Origin of the sequence: Mycobacterium sp. 1482292.6, from assembly GCF_001672995.1 — a bacterium.
GTDB lineage: Bacteria > Actinomycetota > Actinomycetes > Mycobacteriales > Mycobacteriaceae > Mycobacterium > Mycobacterium europaeum_A.
Window position 1 is genome coordinate 1 of the sequence record NZ_LZKV01000250.1, and the last position, 15,628, is coordinate 15,628.

General features: G+C 67.3%; 14 protein-coding genes and 1 riboswitch. All 14 genes read left to right on the plus strand.

The window, feature by feature from the left end:
• Positions 1 to 1,058: S8 family serine peptidase (locus A5624_RS25045; RefSeq protein WP_232002325.1), on the plus strand; the 1,058-nt coding region annotated here is incomplete at its 5' end.
• 19 nt (positions 1,059 to 1,077) lie between these two features.
• Positions 1,078 to 2,286, plus strand: coding sequence for a type VII secretion protein EccE (gene eccE / locus A5624_RS25050; RefSeq protein WP_066872652.1), 1,209 nt, complete (start codon positions 1,078 to 1,080; stop codon positions 2,284 to 2,286).
• Entirely contained in the window at positions 2,283 to 4,115 is a 1,833-nt protein-coding gene (gene eccA5 / locus A5624_RS25055) for a type VII secretion system ESX-5 AAA family ATPase EccA5 (protein WP_066872655.1), read from the plus strand. Before eccE ends, eccA5 begins: the two co-directional genes overlap by 4 nt.
• A gap of 124 nt (positions 4,116 to 4,239) precedes the next feature.
• Positions 4,240 to 4,415: riboswitch (M-box (ykoK) riboswitch) on the plus strand.
• Between the two features lie 282 nt (positions 4,416 to 4,697).
• Complete coding sequence (locus A5624_RS25060; RefSeq protein WP_066872658.1) at positions 4,698 to 4,997, plus strand: PE family protein; 300 nt, start codon at positions 4,698 to 4,700, stop codon at positions 4,995 to 4,997.
• An 18-nt stretch (positions 4,998 to 5,015) separates the two neighbouring features.
• Entirely contained in the window at positions 5,016 to 6,197 is a 1,182-nt protein-coding gene (locus tag A5624_RS25065; protein ID WP_066872661.1) for a PPE family protein, read from the plus strand.
• A 19-nt stretch (positions 6,198 to 6,216) separates the two neighbouring features.
• A complete protein-coding gene (locus A5624_RS25070; protein WP_066872664.1) occupies positions 6,217 to 7,428 on the plus strand; it encodes a PPE family protein in 1,212 nt (403 codons plus the stop codon).
• Positions 7,429 to 7,445: 17 nt separating this feature from the next.
• Entirely contained in the window at positions 7,446 to 7,781 is a 336-nt protein-coding gene (locus tag A5624_RS25075; protein ID WP_066872668.1) for a DUF732 domain-containing protein, read from the plus strand.
• Positions 7,782 to 8,875: 1,094 nt separating this feature from the next.
• Complete coding sequence (locus A5624_RS25080) at positions 8,876 to 10,141, plus strand: PPE family protein (protein ID WP_066872670.1); 1,266 nt, start codon at positions 8,876 to 8,878, stop codon at positions 10,139 to 10,141.
• Positions 10,142 to 10,207: 66 nt separating this feature from the next.
• Positions 10,208 to 11,611 (plus strand): PPE family protein, encoded by a 1,404-nt coding sequence (locus tag A5624_RS25085; RefSeq protein WP_066872673.1) that lies wholly within the window; start codon positions 10,208 to 10,210, stop codon positions 11,609 to 11,611.
• A 39-nt stretch (positions 11,612 to 11,650) separates the two neighbouring features.
• Positions 11,651 to 11,974, plus strand: coding sequence for a DUF732 domain-containing protein (locus tag A5624_RS25090; protein ID WP_066872676.1), 324 nt, complete (start codon positions 11,651 to 11,653; stop codon positions 11,972 to 11,974).
• Between the two features lie 105 nt (positions 11,975 to 12,079).
• Positions 12,080 to 12,406 carry a DUF732 domain-containing protein gene (locus tag A5624_RS25095; protein ID WP_066872679.1) on the plus strand — a complete coding sequence of 109 codons (327 nt, stop codon included), beginning with the start codon at positions 12,080 to 12,082 and terminating at the stop codon, positions 12,404 to 12,406.
• A 166-nt stretch (positions 12,407 to 12,572) separates the two neighbouring features.
• A complete protein-coding gene (locus A5624_RS25100) occupies positions 12,573 to 13,814 on the plus strand; it encodes a PPE family protein (protein WP_082990651.1) in 1,242 nt (413 codons plus the stop codon).
• An 86-nt stretch (positions 13,815 to 13,900) separates the two neighbouring features.
• Positions 13,901 to 15,295, plus strand: a complete 1,395-nt coding sequence (locus tag A5624_RS25105) for a PPE family protein (RefSeq protein ID WP_066872686.1) — start codon at positions 13,901 to 13,903, stop codon at positions 15,293 to 15,295.
• The gene (locus A5624_RS25110) at positions 15,292 to 15,609 is read left to right on the plus strand and encodes a DUF732 domain-containing protein (RefSeq protein WP_066872689.1); all 318 of its coding nucleotides are present in this window, start codon (positions 15,292 to 15,294) and stop codon (positions 15,607 to 15,609) included. The genes A5624_RS25105 and A5624_RS25110 overlap by 4 nt, the downstream gene beginning before the upstream one ends.
• The last annotated feature ends 19 nt before the right edge of the window (positions 15,610 to 15,628 follow it).

The following is a 15,628-nucleotide window of genomic DNA, read 5'->3' on the forward strand; positions in this document are numbered from 1 at the left end:
CCCACCCGGACGTCGGCCAGGTGTTCGCCGTTGACCTGGCGCAGCGCCTGGCGCACGGCCGCGCCCCGGCGGGCCCGGACGCGTTCAGCGGGGTGGCTCCGGACGTCGACATCATCGCGATCCGGCAATCCAGCCAGGCCTTCGGCCTCAAGGACGCCTACACCGGTGACGAGGATCCCCAGACCTCGGCGAAGATCGACAACGTGCAGACGATGGCGCGGGCGATCGTGCACGCCGCCAACATGGGGGCTCAGGTCATCAACATCTCCGACGTGACCTGCATGAGCGCGCGCAACATCATCGACCAGCGCTCGCTGGGCGCGGCGGTGCGCTACGCGGCCGTCGACAAGAACGCCGTCATCGTGGCCGCCGCGGGTGACACCAGCAAGAAGGACTGCAAGCAGAACCCGCCGCATGATCCGTTGCAGCCCAACGATCCTCGCAACTGGAACGCGGTCACCACGGTCGTGACGCCGTCCTGGTTCAGCGACTACGTCCTGACGGTCGGCGCCGTGGACAACGACGGCCGCCCGCTCAGCCAGGGCAATCAGGGTCAGGCGTCGACGAGCGTGGCCGGGCCGTGGGTCGGGATCGCCGCACCGGGAACGGACGTCATCGGTCTGTCGCCCCGCGACGACGGCCTGATCAACGCGATCGACGGACCCGACAACACGCTGCTGGTCCCGTCCGGCACCAGCTTCTCGGCGGCGATCGTGTCCGGGGTCGCCGCGCTCGTGCGGGCGAAGTTCCCGCAGCTATCGGCGTATCAGGTCATCAACCGGTTGACGCGCACCGCCCGGGCGCCGGCACGAGGCGTGGACAACCAGGTTGGTCACGGCGTCGTCGACCCGGTGGCGGCTTTGACCTGGGACGTGCCCGACGGTCCGGTGAAACCGCCGCAGCAACTGTCGGCACCGCTCAACATTCCGAAACCCGTGCCGCACCGGGATATGGTGCCAGTGTGGGTGGCCGCCGGCGGCTTGCTGGGCGCGCTACTCATCGGCGGCGGAGTGTTCGGTACGGCGATGCTGATGAAGCGATCGCGGAAACAGCAATAGGGGCGGAGCAGCAACACTCATGAAGGCTCAGCGCAGATTTGGGTTGTCGTTAACGTGGCCGCGGCTGACCGCGGTGTTCTTGGTCGACGTGGTGATCATGGTGGTGGCCAGCCACTGCCCCGAGTCCTGGCAGGGCACGTATCGCATCGCGTTCTGGGTGGGCGTCGGTCTGGCCCTGCTGGTGACGCTGCTGTCGCTGGTCACCTATCACGGGCTGACGGTGACCTCGGGGTTGGCCACGTGGCTGTGGGACTGGTCCGCCGACCCGGGTTCGGCGCTGGCCGCCGGCTGCACCCCGGCCCTCGACCACCAACGCAAATACGGGCGCGACACGGTCGGCGTGCGCCAGCACGACGGCCAGTTGGTCACGGTGATCGCGATCAACGGGGGTGACGAGGAGTCGGCCTCGCGGCTTCGGCACCGCAATTCGCCCCCCACGCTGCTGGTGTCGGCGGTAGCGTCGGGCCTGCGCCAGTTCGACATCCACCTCGACGACATCGACATCGTGTCGGTGAAGGTCCGGCGCGGCGGCCCCGAAGCCAGAGCCGCGGAGTTGTCCAAGCTGGACGACTGGGGGCCCGAAGAGTGGGAGGTGGCCCACGACCAGCCCACCTCCTACATTCGCCGCACCTGGCTGGTGTTGCGGATGAACCCGCAGCGCAACGTCGCCGCTGTGGCCGCCCGCGATTCGCTGGCGTCCACCCTGGTGGCGGCCACCGAGCGGCTCGCCCAGGACCTCGACGGGCTGACCTGTGCGGCCCGGCCGTTGACGGCCGACGAGCTCGCCGAGGTCGACCGGGCGGTGCTGGCCGATCTGGAACCGACCTGGAGCCGTCCCGGGTGGCGACGCCTCAAGCACTTCAACGGTTTCGTCACCAGCCTGTGGTTGTCGCCGTCCGACATCACCACCGAGAAGCTGGACGAGCTGTGGGACGACGAGACCGTCGCGACCGTGCTGACCATCCGGCTCACCTCGCGCGGCGGCCGGCCGCAGGTATCGGCTTGGGTTCGCTACCACACCGAGAAGCGGTTGCGCAGGAACGTCGCGTCGGGGCTCAACCGTCTCACCGGACGCCAGCTGGCCGCGGTGCGCGCCAGCCTGCCCGCCCCCACGGCGCGCCCCCTGCTGGTGGTGCCGAGTCGTCCACTGCGCGCCGACGATGAAGACCTTGCGTTATCCGTCGACCAGCTGCGAGGGAGCTCGGCGGGCGTACCTGTAGCGCAATGACGAGGCCGCAATCCACCGCTGAAGGCGCCCGCAACGCGATGGTCGCCGGCCTGTTGGCCTCCGGCGTCTCGGTCAACGGGCTGCAGCCCAGCCACAACCCGCAGGTCGCGGCGCAGATGTTCGCCACCGCGACCAACCTGGATCCGGGCATGTGTGACGCCTGGCTGGCGCGAATCCTGGTGGGGGAGCAGAGCATTGACGTGCTCTCCGGCGCGTGGTCGGCCATCCGGACGTTCGGTTGGGAGACTCGCCGCCTCGGGGTCACCGAGCTGCAGTTCCGTCCCGAGGTCTCCGACGGGCTGTTCCTGCGGCTGGCGGTGACCAGCGTCGAGACGTTGGCGTGCGCGTACGCCGCGGTCCTGGCCGAAGCGAAACGCTACGAGGAAGCCGCGAAACTCATCGACAGCGTCGAGCCCCGCCAGCCCGTCGACGAGGAACTCGTCAGCTACGTGCGCGGCGTGCTGTACTTCCGCACCGCTCGGTGGCCGGATGTGCTCAACCAGTTCGCCGAGGGCAAGAGTTGGCGGCAGCCCGAGCTGAAGGCCGCGGGTGCCGCGATGGCCACCACGGCGCTGGCTTCGCTGGGTGTGTTTGAGGAGGCCTTGCGCCGCGGTCAGGACGCCATCGAAGGTGACCGGGTGCCCGGCGCGGCCAACATCGCCCTGTACACCCAGGGGATGTGCCTGCGGCACCTCGGCCGCGAGGACGAGGCCGTCGAGTTGCTGCGGCGGGTGTACTCGCGGGACCCGAAGTTCACGCCGGCCCGCGAGGCGCTGGACAACCCCAACTATCGGCTGGTCTTGACCGACCCGGAAACGATCGAGGCCCGCACCGACCCGTGGGACCAGGACAGCGCGCCGACCCGGGCCGAGACCGAGGCCGCTCGTCACGCCGAAGAGGCGGCGAAGTACCTGGCCGAGGGCGACGCCGAGCTCAACGCCATGCTGGGCATGGAACGTGCCAAGCGCGAGATCAAGCTCATCAAGTCGACGACCAAGGTGAACCTGGCGCGCGCCAAGATGGGCCTCCCGGTGCCCGTGACCTCGCGCCACACGCTGTTGCTCGGACCGCCTGGCACCGGAAAGACCTCGGTGGCAAGGGCTTTCAGCAAGCAGCTGTGCGGGTTGACCGTGCTGCGCAAGCCCGTGGTGGTGGAGACCAGCCGCACCAAGCTGCTGGGGCGGTACATGGCCGACGCGGAGAAGAACACCGAGGAGATGCTCGAGGGCGCCCTCGGTGGCGCGGTCTTCTTCGACGAGATGCACACGCTGCACGAGAAGGGTTACCAGCAGGGTGACCCGTATGGCAACGCGATCATCAACACGCTGCTGCTGTACATGGAGAACCACCGCGACGAGCTGGTGGTCTTCGGCGCCGGTTACGCCAAGGCCATGGACAAAATGCTGGAAGTGAATCAGGGTCTGCGACGGCGGTTTTCGACCGTCATCGAGTTCTTCAGTTACACCCCGGACGAGCTGGTCGCGCTGACACGGTTGATGGGCCAGGAGAACGAAGACGTCATCACCGATGAGTCGGCCCAAGCGTTGCTGCCGTCGTACACAAAGTTCTATCTCGACGAAAGTTATTCCGAGGACGGCGATCTCATCCGCGGCATCGATACGCTCGGCAACGCCGGTTTCGTGCGCAACGTGGTGGAGAAGGCCCGGGATCACCGCAGTTTCCGTCTGGACGACGAGGACCTGGATGCGGTGCTGGCCAGCGACGTGACCGAATTCAGCGAACGTCAACTGCTGCGGTTCAAGGAACTGACGCGGGAGGATCTGGCCGAGGGTCTCAGCGCGGCGGTCGCCGAGAAGAAGGCGGACTAACCGGGTCCTGGCCCGTCCGGTGGCCGCCATTGCGCGCGCCCCCAGGTGACGGGCGCGTGAACCGCTGGGGATGCGTTGTCCTTCAGCTTGACTCGACGACCGCCGAGTGCCACCATGGCCAATGCAAGCACCTCGCTAGGTGAGGCGTCTGCACGGACATAGGCCACTGACCTCGAACGTCGAAAGACGCCCAGGGTCAGGACAGCTCTTCCCGGATTAAGGGTTGAGCCCAAGTGGCTTCCGGCTTCAGCTAGCCGGATACGCCGTGTGGTGCCGAAGCTCTGACGAGAGGGGTGCCGCAGCCGGCCGTTTCGCCTGGCTGTTCCTCCCCGTGTGCACCGTGTGGCACCCCCGCGTGCCCTGGCTTGGAGGAGGTGAGAGCGACGTGAGTCCCGACGACAGTCCGTATTCCAGATCGATGACCATTTCGCTTCGATCCGACCTCGGCATCGATATTTCCTGAATTGGCTTGTAATTAGCCACCTTTCGTAACGCGCGCGCTCACTGACGTGTGGCGCTGATGCGCGCCCCGGCGCGGCCAGGGATCCTGGCTCGCCTCCTTTCTTGGTGGGGAGATTTGTGATGAACTTTGTTACCGCACAGCCGGATTCGCTGGCCGTGGCCGCCAGCCGGCTGCAAGAGATCGGTTCGGCGCTGACCGCGCAGAGCTCGGCCACCGCGGCCCCGATGACCGGGGTGGTGCCTGCCGCAGCGGATGTGGTGTCGATGCTGACGGCGGCGCAATTCGCCGGACACGGCCAGCTGTTCCAGGCGTTGAGCGCCCAGGCAGCGGCGCTGCACGAGAACTTCGTGATCACCTTGCAGGCCAGCGCCGGCTCGTATGCGGCCACCGAGGCCATCAACGCAGCCGCGGCCCGCTGAAATCGTCGGGAATGCATCATGTTGGATTTTGCGGCGCTGCCGCCGGAAATCAACTCGGCCAGAATGTATTCCGGGCCCGGATCGGGCCCAATGCTGGCCGCCGCCGCGGCATGGAGCACGATGGCCGCGGAGATGCGCTCCGCCGCAGCCGCTTACGGGTCTGTGGTGACCGAACTGACCGGTTCGGGTTGGCTGGGGCCGTCCTCGATGTCGATGTTGGCCGCGGCCGCGCCCTATCTGGCCTGGCTGGACGGCACCGCCACGCACGCCGAGGAGGCCAGCGGCCAGGCGTTCGCGGCAGCGTCCGCCTTCGAGTCGGCCTTTGCCATGACGGTGCCACCGCCGGTGATCGCGGCCAACCGCGCTCAGTTGGCCGCGCTGGTGGCAACCAATGTGTTCGGCCAGAACACGCCCGCGATCGCGGCCACCGAGGCACAGTATGCCGAAATGTGGGCGCAGGACGCGGCCGCGATGAACGGCTACGCCAGCGCTTCGAGCACCGCGTCCCAACTGGCTCCGTTGGCTGCGCCGCCGTCCACGGCGAATACCGACGGGGTGGCGGCGCAGGCGAACACCGTGGCCCAGGCGGCCCAGACGCCGGCGGGTTCGGTGCAGTCGGCAGTGTCGTCGGGCGGGGGCGGTATCTCGTCGCCCGGTTCGGTGTCGTCGTATCTGGCCGGCCTGCTGAGCGGATCGGATAATTCCGCTTTCGGTACGTTCACGAACGGCAACTTCTTCAGCACGGCCGTGGTCAATGGCGCGCTGGCCGGCGGTCCCTTCAACCCGCAGTTCATCATTTCCTCGGTCCAGGGCGTCCTGGCGGCCCAGCATGCGACGACGCTGGGGGGCCTCGCGGATTTCGCCGCCGACGCCGAAGGCATGACGAGTGCCGACCTGGCGTCGAGCACGGTGGGGTCGGCCGGCCTGGGCGGCGCGTCTGGCGGGGTGGGCAATGCGCATCTGGTGGGGTCGCTGTCCGTGCCGCAGAGCTGGACGTCGACGGCCAATATCAACCCTGGTCAAACGGCCGTCCAGGCCACCGGCGTCACCGGTCTCACCGACGCGACGGCAGCCCCGGCCGCGGGCGGGCCCGGAGGTGTCGCGGGGCCGGTGGGTAGCACCGGTCGGCGACTGCGCCGCGCCATCCCCAAGTACGGGTTCCGGCCCGTCGTCATGCCACGTCCGCCGGCCGCCGGCTGAGAACTCTGGAGAAGATGTCATGTCGCTATATGCGGGATTGCCACCCGAAATCAACTCGGCCAGAATGTATTCCGGCCCCGGCTCGGAATCGATGCTGACCGCCGCCGCCGCGTGGAACGCCATTTCCGCTGAAATGCGTTCCGCTGCAACCAGTTATGAATCGGTGATCGCGGCGCTCACCAGCGAATCCTGGTTCGGACCGTCCTCGGCGAAAATGTCGGCGTCGGTGGCACCGTTCGTCGAGTGGCTCAACAACACCGCCGTCCAGGCGGAGCGGGCCGGTACCCAAGCCACCGCCGCCGCGGCCGCATACGAGGCCGCGTTCGCCGCAACCGTGCCCCCGGCCCTCGTCGCGGCCAACCGCACGCAGCTGACCAACTTGGTGGCGAGCAACCTGTTCGGCCAGAACACTGGATTGATCGCGGCCAACGAGGCCCAATATGGCGAGATGTGGGCGCAAGACGCCGCCGCGATGACCACCTACAGCACCGCCTCGCGCGCGGCAACTCAAATGACCCCGTTCCAACAGCCGCGGTCCGGCACCACCGGCGGCGGCATCGCGCAGCAAGCCGCCACGGTCGCTCAAGCCAACGCCGCGACCGGCGCCAGCGACCCGTCGGGGGGACTACTTGCATGGCTGGGACTCGCGCCCAACACCAACGGCTCCGGCCAGCCCGGGCTGGCCGGACTCATGAACTTTTTGGATGGATCCGACGGCAACGTATTTGGGAGCTTCCTCAACAACGCCTCGGTCGCAAACTTGTCCAACGCGTTTACCACCAGCGGGTTGTTGAACCCGACGTCGTTCGTCGATTCGGCGGTCAACATGAATTCCATCTCGTCCTTGAATGCGGTAGACGCAAGCACGTCGGGACTGGGGGTGCTGGCCGCCGGCCTTGGGGGCACCGCCAACCTGGCGTCGGTGACCGCGCCCGGCGTGGCAGCGGTAGCCGGCGTCGGACAGGCGAGTCTGGTCGGGGCCCTGTCGGTTCCGCCGGCCTGGGGTGCGGCTGGAGCGGCAATCACGCCAGTGGCGGCGACGACCCAGGTCGGCCTAGGCGCTTACCACGGGTTCGGCTCTGCCACCCCGATGGTGACGGAACAGGCCGGGGCAGTCGGCATGCCGGGTGTGCCGCTGGCGGGCCTCCCCGGTGGGCACGAGGACGAGTTCTCCGAGCCGATGTACGGGTTTCGCCCCCGCATCATGGGTCGCCCACCGGCCGCCGGATAAAGAGAGGGAATTCCGACATGAGGTACCTACCGATTCTGACCGCCGTCATTGCCGTGGTCGGCACGGCAATACCAGCGCACGCCGACTCCGACGACGACGCATTCCTTGCCGCGCTCAACAAGGCGGGTATCACCTACTCGAACCCCGACCGCGCGATAAAGGCGGGGCAAAAGGTATGCGACTTGGCCAACTCAGGGACCACGGAGCTCGACATCATCAGGGACGTCCATGAGCTCAACCCGGCGTTTACCGCAGCAAAATCCGCCCTTTTCGTCCAGGCCGCCGCCAGCGCCTACTGTCCCGACCGTCTCTCCACCAGCGATGGCGGAACGAACCCGCACAGCAGTGGCTAACGCCCACACCGGAGGCTGACGAACGCCGGGTGGCGCGTCGCTGACGGCGTCGCCCTGCCCAATCGGCGCCGGGGACGGGCCGGCTTCGTGATGCCCCGGCCGTCGATCCCTTATCCGGCGTGCGATCCACAATGGCGGGCTGTTCGGCAATGTCTCATCGTCCGTTGTCGCTGCTTCCAGTGAGACCGGAAGTCGGCAGTGATCTGCAGAAACGGCCTTCCAGGAAACTGCCAGTAGCTAATCAGTGCTACAGCAGAGTGACCGCGTCTACTCGTATGAGGGAACCTGAGGAGAACGGTTGTGACGATCAATTATCAGTTCGGCGCTATAGCTGCCCGAGGTGCTTTGATCCGCGCCCGGGCCGCGCTCTCGGACGCCGAATATCGGGCCGTCGTTCGTGATGTGCCGGTTACTACCGGTGTCCCGTGGAGCGCCGCTGCTCGGCTCGCCAGTCGGAAGGTCACCACGGGCGTCGGTCCTTAAGTTCCAGTTACCTTCCGCGGCAATGCCGGGATGTCCGGGGCGCTATTCCGACGGTCCGCACAATATCGCGCTTAATGATTTCTTGAACCTATATAGGAGGTTGTGAAGATTCGCGATCGGAGACCACAGCGGTAGCTTCTGAGCGTAGTTTATAACGTCGGCAATGGTGCCGACTATGCATTCAGAATACGCGAGTTAGACATTCACGGATTGAGTTGTATCAAGCCGTCGGTCGATGCTGCCCACATTTGGCTTTACCACGTGATTTACACCACTAACTCAACGTTGCTATGCAGCGTTCTCACACTGGTCAAGCCGTTGCAAACACATTTGTTTAACGAACGTTTACCTGATGGGAACGCCCACCGAATAAGCGTTGGTCAGCATCGTCAGTGCAATAGCAGCGTGGCTTGACCAGTTGTTCATATGCCATTCGGGCATCCATTTACAGCTAGGAGCGGTATGGCTTTGTTGCCTGCAGCACATGAGGTTTGTACATGTGTCTTATAACAATTCCGTCGCACTCCTCGCGAGGTGTCGCCATTGTGTCGATGTCGCGGCCATGGAGCGCTGCGTGCGCCAGCCGCCAGATGAGGGATCGGAGGCCCTAGATGTTGGATTTCGGGGCTTATCCGCCGGAATACAACTCGGGGCGGATGTACGTCGGTGCGGGCTCGGGGCCGCTGCTGGCCGCTGCCGCGGCATGGGATGAATTGGCCGCCGAGCTGCAAAGCACCGGGGCGTCGTACAGCTCGACCATCGAGACGCTTGCAACGGGACCGTGGACGGGACCATCCTCGATCGCCATGGCGGCCGCCGCCGCACCCTACGTGGCCTGGATCCATGCCACCGGCGCGCAAGCCGAACAGGCAGGCGCCCAGGCCAAACTCGCGGCCGGCGCCTACGAGGCCGCCTTCGCCGCGACGGTTCCGCCGCCGGTGATCGCCGCCAACCGCGCCCTGCTCGCGACGTTGATCGCGACCAACATCCTCGGCCAGAACACGCCGGCGATCGCCGCCACCGAAGCCCACTACATGGAGATGTGGGCGCAGGACGCCGCCGCGATGTACACGTACGCGGCCACCTCAGCTAGTGCCGCTCAGCTGACCCCGTTCGTCGAGCCCCCGCGGACCACCAACGATTCGGCGGGCCCCACGCAGGCGGCCGCGGTCGCCCAGAGCACCGGGCAGTCAAGCTCGAACACCGCCAGTCACCTCGCGCAACTGAGCAGCACGATGCAGCCCGCGGCCCAGGCCGCGAGCAACGCCAGCAGCACGACAACGGCGGCGTCCGGTTCGTCACTCACCCTGCCGAGTGCGATAACGAATTGGAACGAGTTCTGGTCGGTCGCCACCGGGCCGTTCTCCCCGCAGTCCTGGACCAGCATCCCGGGCGGTCCATTCCTGTCATTCGGCCAGGCCTACGCCTGGGGGCAGAACGGGCAAGGCGCCGCCGCCTATCTAGCGGGGCCCAAGGCCATTTCCGGGGCGTTGGCGCCGCTGACCAGTGGCGCCAACGCCGTCAAACCCGTGCTCAGCTCCGCGGTCGGGGCGGGGCAGGTATCCGGGTCGATGGGCAAAGCCGCTCTGGTGGGCAGCATGTCGGTGCCGCAGGGCTGGACCGAGGCCGCCCCCGCGATCCGAACCATCGCCCAGGTGCTGCCCACCAACATGGCCGCGGCGCCGGCCGCACTGGCCGGTGAAGAGGGCGTGTTCAGCCAGATGGCCCTGTCCAGCCTGGCCGGACGCGCCGTCGCAGCCGCCGCAACCCGGCCCGCCGGCGGTGCCGCCTCGGCAGCGGGTTCGCTGGGCGGCGTTGCCGCCGAGGCCGATCCGGCCGCGGCCACCATCATCGTGATCCCGTGCATCGAGGAGTGATCGCGATGACGCAATCGCACGGCAGCCAATCACCGACCGTCCGGACGCGAAGGTAGGGGTACGAAGATGTTTTACGGAGCCTTTCCACCCGAGTTCAATTCGGGCCGGATGTACAGCGGTCCGGGCGCGGGGTCTTTGGTGGCCGCGGCGACGGCCTGGCAGAACCTGGCCACCGAATTGCAGTCCACCGCAACGTCTTACTCGTCGGTGCTCTCCAGCCTGACGGCCGGGCCCTGGGTGGGACCGTCATCGCTGGCGATGGCGAGCGCGGCCGCCCCGTACGTCGCCTGGATGCAGCAGACCGCCGCGCAGGCCGCCCAATCCGCGATCCAGGCCACCGAGGCCGCGGCCGCCTACGAGACGGCCTTCGCCGCACACGTGCCGCCGGCGGTGATCGCCGAAAACAGGGCCCTGCTCGCACAGCTGGTGGCCACCAACCTGTTCGGGCAGAACACGTCGGCGATCGCCGCGAATGAGGCCCAGTACAGCGAGTTCTGGGCTCAAGACGCCACCGCCATGGACACCTACTTCGCCTCGTCGGCGACGGCGTCCAACAACCTGACGGAGTTCAGCCCGGCGCCCAAGACCACCAACGAGGCGGCCGAGCCGATGCAAGCGGCCGCGGTGAGTTCGGCGGCCAGCACCCCCGCCGCCAACGTCGCGAACACCGCGGCAAGCGCCGCCACGACCACTCTGCCCTACAGCGGATTGTTCTCGGGCCCGGCGAACCTCGCCTATCTCTACAACCAGTTCGTCACAAATCTTTTGAACGGCCTGCCGGGCGGGTCGAGCTTCTATACGGGCTTGTACAACGCCGTGAAGGTGCCGCTGGGTTTGACCACCCAGTTCAACGACATCGGGTTGCTGGTCAACTTTCCGTTGTCGCAATGGCTCAAGTTCGCCCCACCCATCGGGTATGGGGCGCTGCCGAAAGACGCCCTGGGCGCCGGGCTGGGGGCGTTGGGCTTCGGCCGCGGCACCCTGTACAGCTCGATCACCCCGATCGCCGGCATGGGCAACGCCGGCACCCTGGTCGGAAAGCTGTCCATCCCGCCGAGCTGGGCCACGTCCACCCCGGCCATCAGAACGGTTGCGGCCGCGCTGTCGGCGGCCGGAACCGAAGCCGTGCCCGCGGCCGCGCTGGGCCAGGGGAGCCTGTTCAGTTCGATGGGGCTGGCCGGGATGCTCGGTAGCGCCGTCGGCTCCGGTGGACCCACGGTGGCGCGTGCCGGTGTGCGCAACCGGATGACTCCCATCAAGGACCTCAAAGACAAGCAATCACCGGAACAGCTGAAACGCCTTGTCGCACAGATCTCGGAGCAGCCTGAAACCGTCCAGCACCACAACGTCGATCAAGAGAACCTCGACGCGCTGCTCGAGCAGCTGGCCAAGAAGCCGGGCATCCACGCGGTGCATCTGAAGAAGGGCGACAAGTCAAAGGTCATACCCGCCGATGCCCAATTGGGTTGAGCGGCACGGACAATCCGCCACGACGGAAAGGTGATAGCGATGAAACGACTACTGGCGCTGCTTGGCGTCGTTGTGATGATCGGGTTGGCCGCACCGGCGTACGCGGATCCTCCGCCGGTGCCCGACGGGGACGACGGCGGCTTCGTCGCCGCGCTGCAGCAGGCCGGCTTCAGCTTCAGCAGCCCGGGGTCGGCCGTCGCCGCCGGCAGGGCGGTGTGTTCGTGCTTGAACAACGGCGAATCGGGCCTCGAGCTGGTCCACGACGTGAAAACCCACAATCCCGGGATGGACATGGAGATGGCGTCGAATTTCGCCGTGCTTTCCGCGAAGTACTACTGCCCCCACCAGCTTTCCAAGGCCTGACGCCCGCCCGCGGCGCTGACCTGTGAAACACACTGCAGCTCAACATGTCTGCGAAGCGCCGCGCGCCGCTGCGGTCATCTCCTGAACATGGGACAATCACCGGTCATGAGACTGCTGCTCGCGCTCGGCGTCGGCGTTTCGGCCGCGATCGCGCTGGCCCCGCTCACCCATGGCGACCCGGCGGCACCCGGCGTCGACGAGGCCGGTTTCCTCGCCTCGCTGCGCAGCGCGGGCATCACCTACTCGACCCCTGACGGGGCGATCAAGTTCGCCAAAGCGGTGTGCGTGTCGATGGGCAACGGCGAATTCGGCCCGCAAATGCTGGACGAGCTCAAGAGTGAAAACCCCGGGCTCACCAATGATCACGCCACGTCCTTCCTGGCGATCGCGGCGAAATACTATTGCCCGCAGCAACTCTACGCAAAACGCTGACCTAGCGACGGCGGGTTCGACCGCGGCGGAGCACCTCTCCAATCACATGAAACATAGATATGTTCCGCCTGTGAATCCCATGAATTCCATTTGAGCCGGAGCTTGTTTGCCGGCTGGTGGCGTATGCGCTCCTACCCTGGCGCCAGAGGAGGACGGGAGGCAACGGGTGGACTTTGGGGCGCTGCCACCAGAGGTCAATTCGGGACGGATGTACGTGGGCGCCGGATCGGGGCCCTTGCTGGCCGCCGCCGCGGCATGGGATGCGCTGGGAGCCGAGCTGTATTCCTATGCGGCGGCATACAGTTCGACGATTTCGGGCATGACCATCGGGTCCTGGTTTGGACCGGCGGCGACGTCGATGAGTGCCGCCGTCGCCCCGTATGTGGCATGGGCAAACCAGTCCGCTGCCCAGGCGGAACAGGCCGCGATGCAGGCAAGGCTCGCTGCCATGGCCTACGAGACCGCGTTCGCGGCGACCGTGCCCCCACCGGCGATCGCCGCCAACCGCAGCCTGTTGATGACGCTGATCGCCACGAACATCCTCGGCCAGAACACCGCGGCCATCGCGGCCGCCGAAGCGGAGTACGCCGAGATGTGGGCCCAGGACGCCGCCGCGATGTATGCCTACGCCGCCGCGTCGGCTGCGGCCACCCAGTTGCCGCCCTTCGCTGAGCCGCCGCGGACGACTGATTCGTCCGCGGTGGCGAGGCAATCCGCAGCGCTGGCGCAGAACGCCGCGTCGGACGTCGCATCCCAGCTGCCGGCGCTGATCGACGCGCTGCCCACGATGCTGCAAGGCCTGGCGTCGACCCCTTCGGCGGCGGCGGCGACGCCGGCGGCATCGATCATCGAAGCCATTTACCCCATCACCGCCGCCCTCAGGCCATTTTTCGCCGCCATCACCGGCGCCTACAGCCCCATCGGGGCGATCATCTTGCCCGGCGGCTGGTGGCTGCTGTCCCTGCAGGCCTTAGGGCTGGCCCAGAACGCGCCGGGTGTCGCCGAACTGCTCGGCGGCGGGAAGGCCATCGCCGGCGGGTTGTCGCCGCTGGCTCCGTTGCGGGGCGGCTACGTCTCCGCGGTGACACCAGAGATCGGGGGCGTAGCGGGGTCCATGGGCCGCGCGACCCTGGTCGGATCGCTGTCGGTCCCGCAAGGCTGGGCCGCAGCCGCGCCCGTGATGAAGACAGTCGCCTCGGTACTGCCGAGCGCGAGTACGGGGCCAATCCCGACGATCCCCACGACGCCGCAAGGGGTGATGTTCGGCGAGATGGCCGCGGCGAGCCTGGCCGGACGCGCTTTGGCGGGCGCCGGTGTGCGCACCGTCAGCAATGGCACCACCGGCCTCGCGGCGGCGGCTGATGGCGTTGCCACCACGGCCACAATCATTGTGGTACCGGCGGATTGAGCGGACCTTCGACATGACACCTCGGACGGCACCGAACCATCGCACCATGGAGAACGCGCCATGCCCGCTGTGACCAGGGCGCCGCGATGAATTTCGCTCTCCAGCCACCCGAGATCACCTCTGGCCAGATGTACCTGGGTCCGGGGGCGGGACCGATGCTGACGGCCGCCGCCGCGTGGGACGCGTTAGCGGCCGAATTGCAGTCGGCCGCATCGTCTTACAGTTCGGTCATCGAGGGGCTGACGAACGAGGCGTGGGCCGGCCCGTCGGCGGTCGCCATGGCCGCCGCCGCCGCGCCGTACGCGGCCTGGATGTCGACGATTGCGGCGCAGGCGAAGACGGCGGCCATCCATGCGACGGCGGCCGCGGCGGCCTACGAGAGCGCCTTCGCGGCGGTGGTGCCACCGACCGCGATCGCGACCAATCGCGCACGATTGGCAATGCTGTTGGCCACCAACGTTTTCGGGCAGAACACCACCGCGATCGCCGCAACCGAGACCGAATACGGCGAAATGTGGGCGCAGGACGCCACCGCGATGTTCGGCTACGCCAGCGCGTCTGCCGCCGCCACCCGGCTGACCCCGTTCACCGAGCCACCCCAGACCACCAACGCGACGGGAATCGCCGCCCAGTCGGCCGCGGTGGGCCAGGCCAGCGCTTTAGCAAGCGGTACCGGTGCGGCCGCGGACGCCGCGTCCCCACCGTCGGGCATCATCAGCCAGCTACTCGAGGCCCTCGGCAGCGCTTCCCGCGGCTACATGGAGTTCTGGGACCAGGTGCTCAACACCCTCACGGGTTCCCCGCTGGCCGGCACGACGTGGCAGAACACCTTCGGCATCCTCGCCGACATCGGCCGGTTCAGCACGGTCGCCAACGACAGCATGAGCCCGATCAACCTCGCCATGACCGAGTTCAAGATGTTCTACAAAGTCCCGGTCGAGGGCATCGAAATCCCGAAGTCCGCCTTGGGTGCAGGGCTCGGTCTGCGGTCGGCCGGCGCGGGCCTGACCGGCGCGGTATCAGCCGGCGTGGGCGAGGCGAACGTTGTGGGCAAATTGTCGGTGCCGCCGACCTGGGCCTCGGCGACCCCGGCGATCAGGCTGGCCAGCAGCCTTCCGGCCGCCGGCCTGGCCGCGGCCCCCACCGCCGCGATCCCAGGCAGCCTGCTCGGTCAGATGGCACTGGGCAGCCTGACCGGGGGCGCCCTCGGCGCTGTCGCGCCGCAAGTAGTGGGCGGCAGAGGCGTCCGGGCCGGCGGTGCCACGAAGAGCACCGCCCCCGTCAAACTCGACGACGTCATCGCGAAGCTGCAAAAGCAACCGGAAGCCGTGCAGCACTGGAATGTCGACAAGGCCGGCCTGGACGCTCTGCTCGACCAACTGTCGACAAAGCCCGGCATCCATGCGGTGCACGTGTCCAGTGGTGACAAGCCCACGGTGACCCCGCCCGACGCCCCGGTCAGGAGGGCGCGAACGGTATGAGACTCCTACTGGCGCTGCTCGGCGCCATCGGCACGATCAGCTTCGCGGCGCTCGCGCATGCCGAGCCCGAGGGGGACGATGGGGCGTTTCTGGCAAACCTCGACAGTTCGGGCATCACCTACAGCAGCCCCGGCCAGGTCATCGCGTCCGCCAAAGCCGTGTGCGGCTTGCTGGGCAGGGGTGAAACGGGTTTGCAGGTCGTCAGCGACATCAAGGACCAAAACCCCGGCATGACGATGGACGCCGCGGCCAAATTCGCGGCGCTCGCGTCGAGCGCCTACTGTCCGCACCACCTGACGCCCAAAACCGGTTAGCCCGGGCTCGCCGTTCGCG

Bases quoted from the DNA above. Each gene is read 5' to 3' on its own strand.
- A5624_RS25105 (WP_066872686.1), top strand. From the start codon at position 13,901: ATGAATTTCGCTCTCCAGCCACCCGAGATCACCTCTGGCCAGATGTAC.
- A5624_RS25060 (WP_066872658.1), top strand. From the start codon at position 4,698: ATGAACTTTGTTACCGCACAGCCGGATTCGCTGGCCGTGGCCGCCAGC.
- A5624_RS25095 (WP_066872679.1), top strand. From the start codon at position 12,080: ATGAGACTGCTGCTCGCGCTCGGCGTCGGCGTTTCGGCCGCGATCGCG.
- A5624_RS25090 (WP_066872676.1), top strand. From the start codon at position 11,651: ATGAAACGACTACTGGCGCTGCTTGGCGTCGTTGTGATGATCGGGTTG.
- A5624_RS25070 (WP_066872664.1), top strand. From the start codon at position 6,217: ATGTCGCTATATGCGGGATTGCCACCCGAAATCAACTCGGCCAGAATG.
- A5624_RS25065 (WP_066872661.1), top strand. From the start codon at position 5,016: ATGTTGGATTTTGCGGCGCTGCCGCCGGAAATCAACTCGGCCAGAATG.
- eccA5 (WP_066872655.1), top strand. From the start codon at position 2,283: ATGACGAGGCCGCAATCCACCGCTGAAGGCGCCCGCAACGCGATGGTC.
- A5624_RS25110 (WP_066872689.1), top strand. From the start codon at position 15,292: ATGAGACTCCTACTGGCGCTGCTCGGCGCCATCGGCACGATCAGCTTC.
- eccE (WP_066872652.1), top strand. From the start codon at position 1,078: ATGAAGGCTCAGCGCAGATTTGGGTTGTCGTTAACGTGGCCGCGGCTG.
- A5624_RS25075 (WP_066872668.1), top strand. From the start codon at position 7,446: ATGAGGTACCTACCGATTCTGACCGCCGTCATTGCCGTGGTCGGCACG.
- A5624_RS25080 (WP_066872670.1), top strand. From the start codon at position 8,876: ATGTTGGATTTCGGGGCTTATCCGCCGGAATACAACTCGGGGCGGATG.
- A5624_RS25085 (WP_066872673.1), top strand. From the start codon at position 10,208: ATGTTTTACGGAGCCTTTCCACCCGAGTTCAATTCGGGCCGGATGTAC.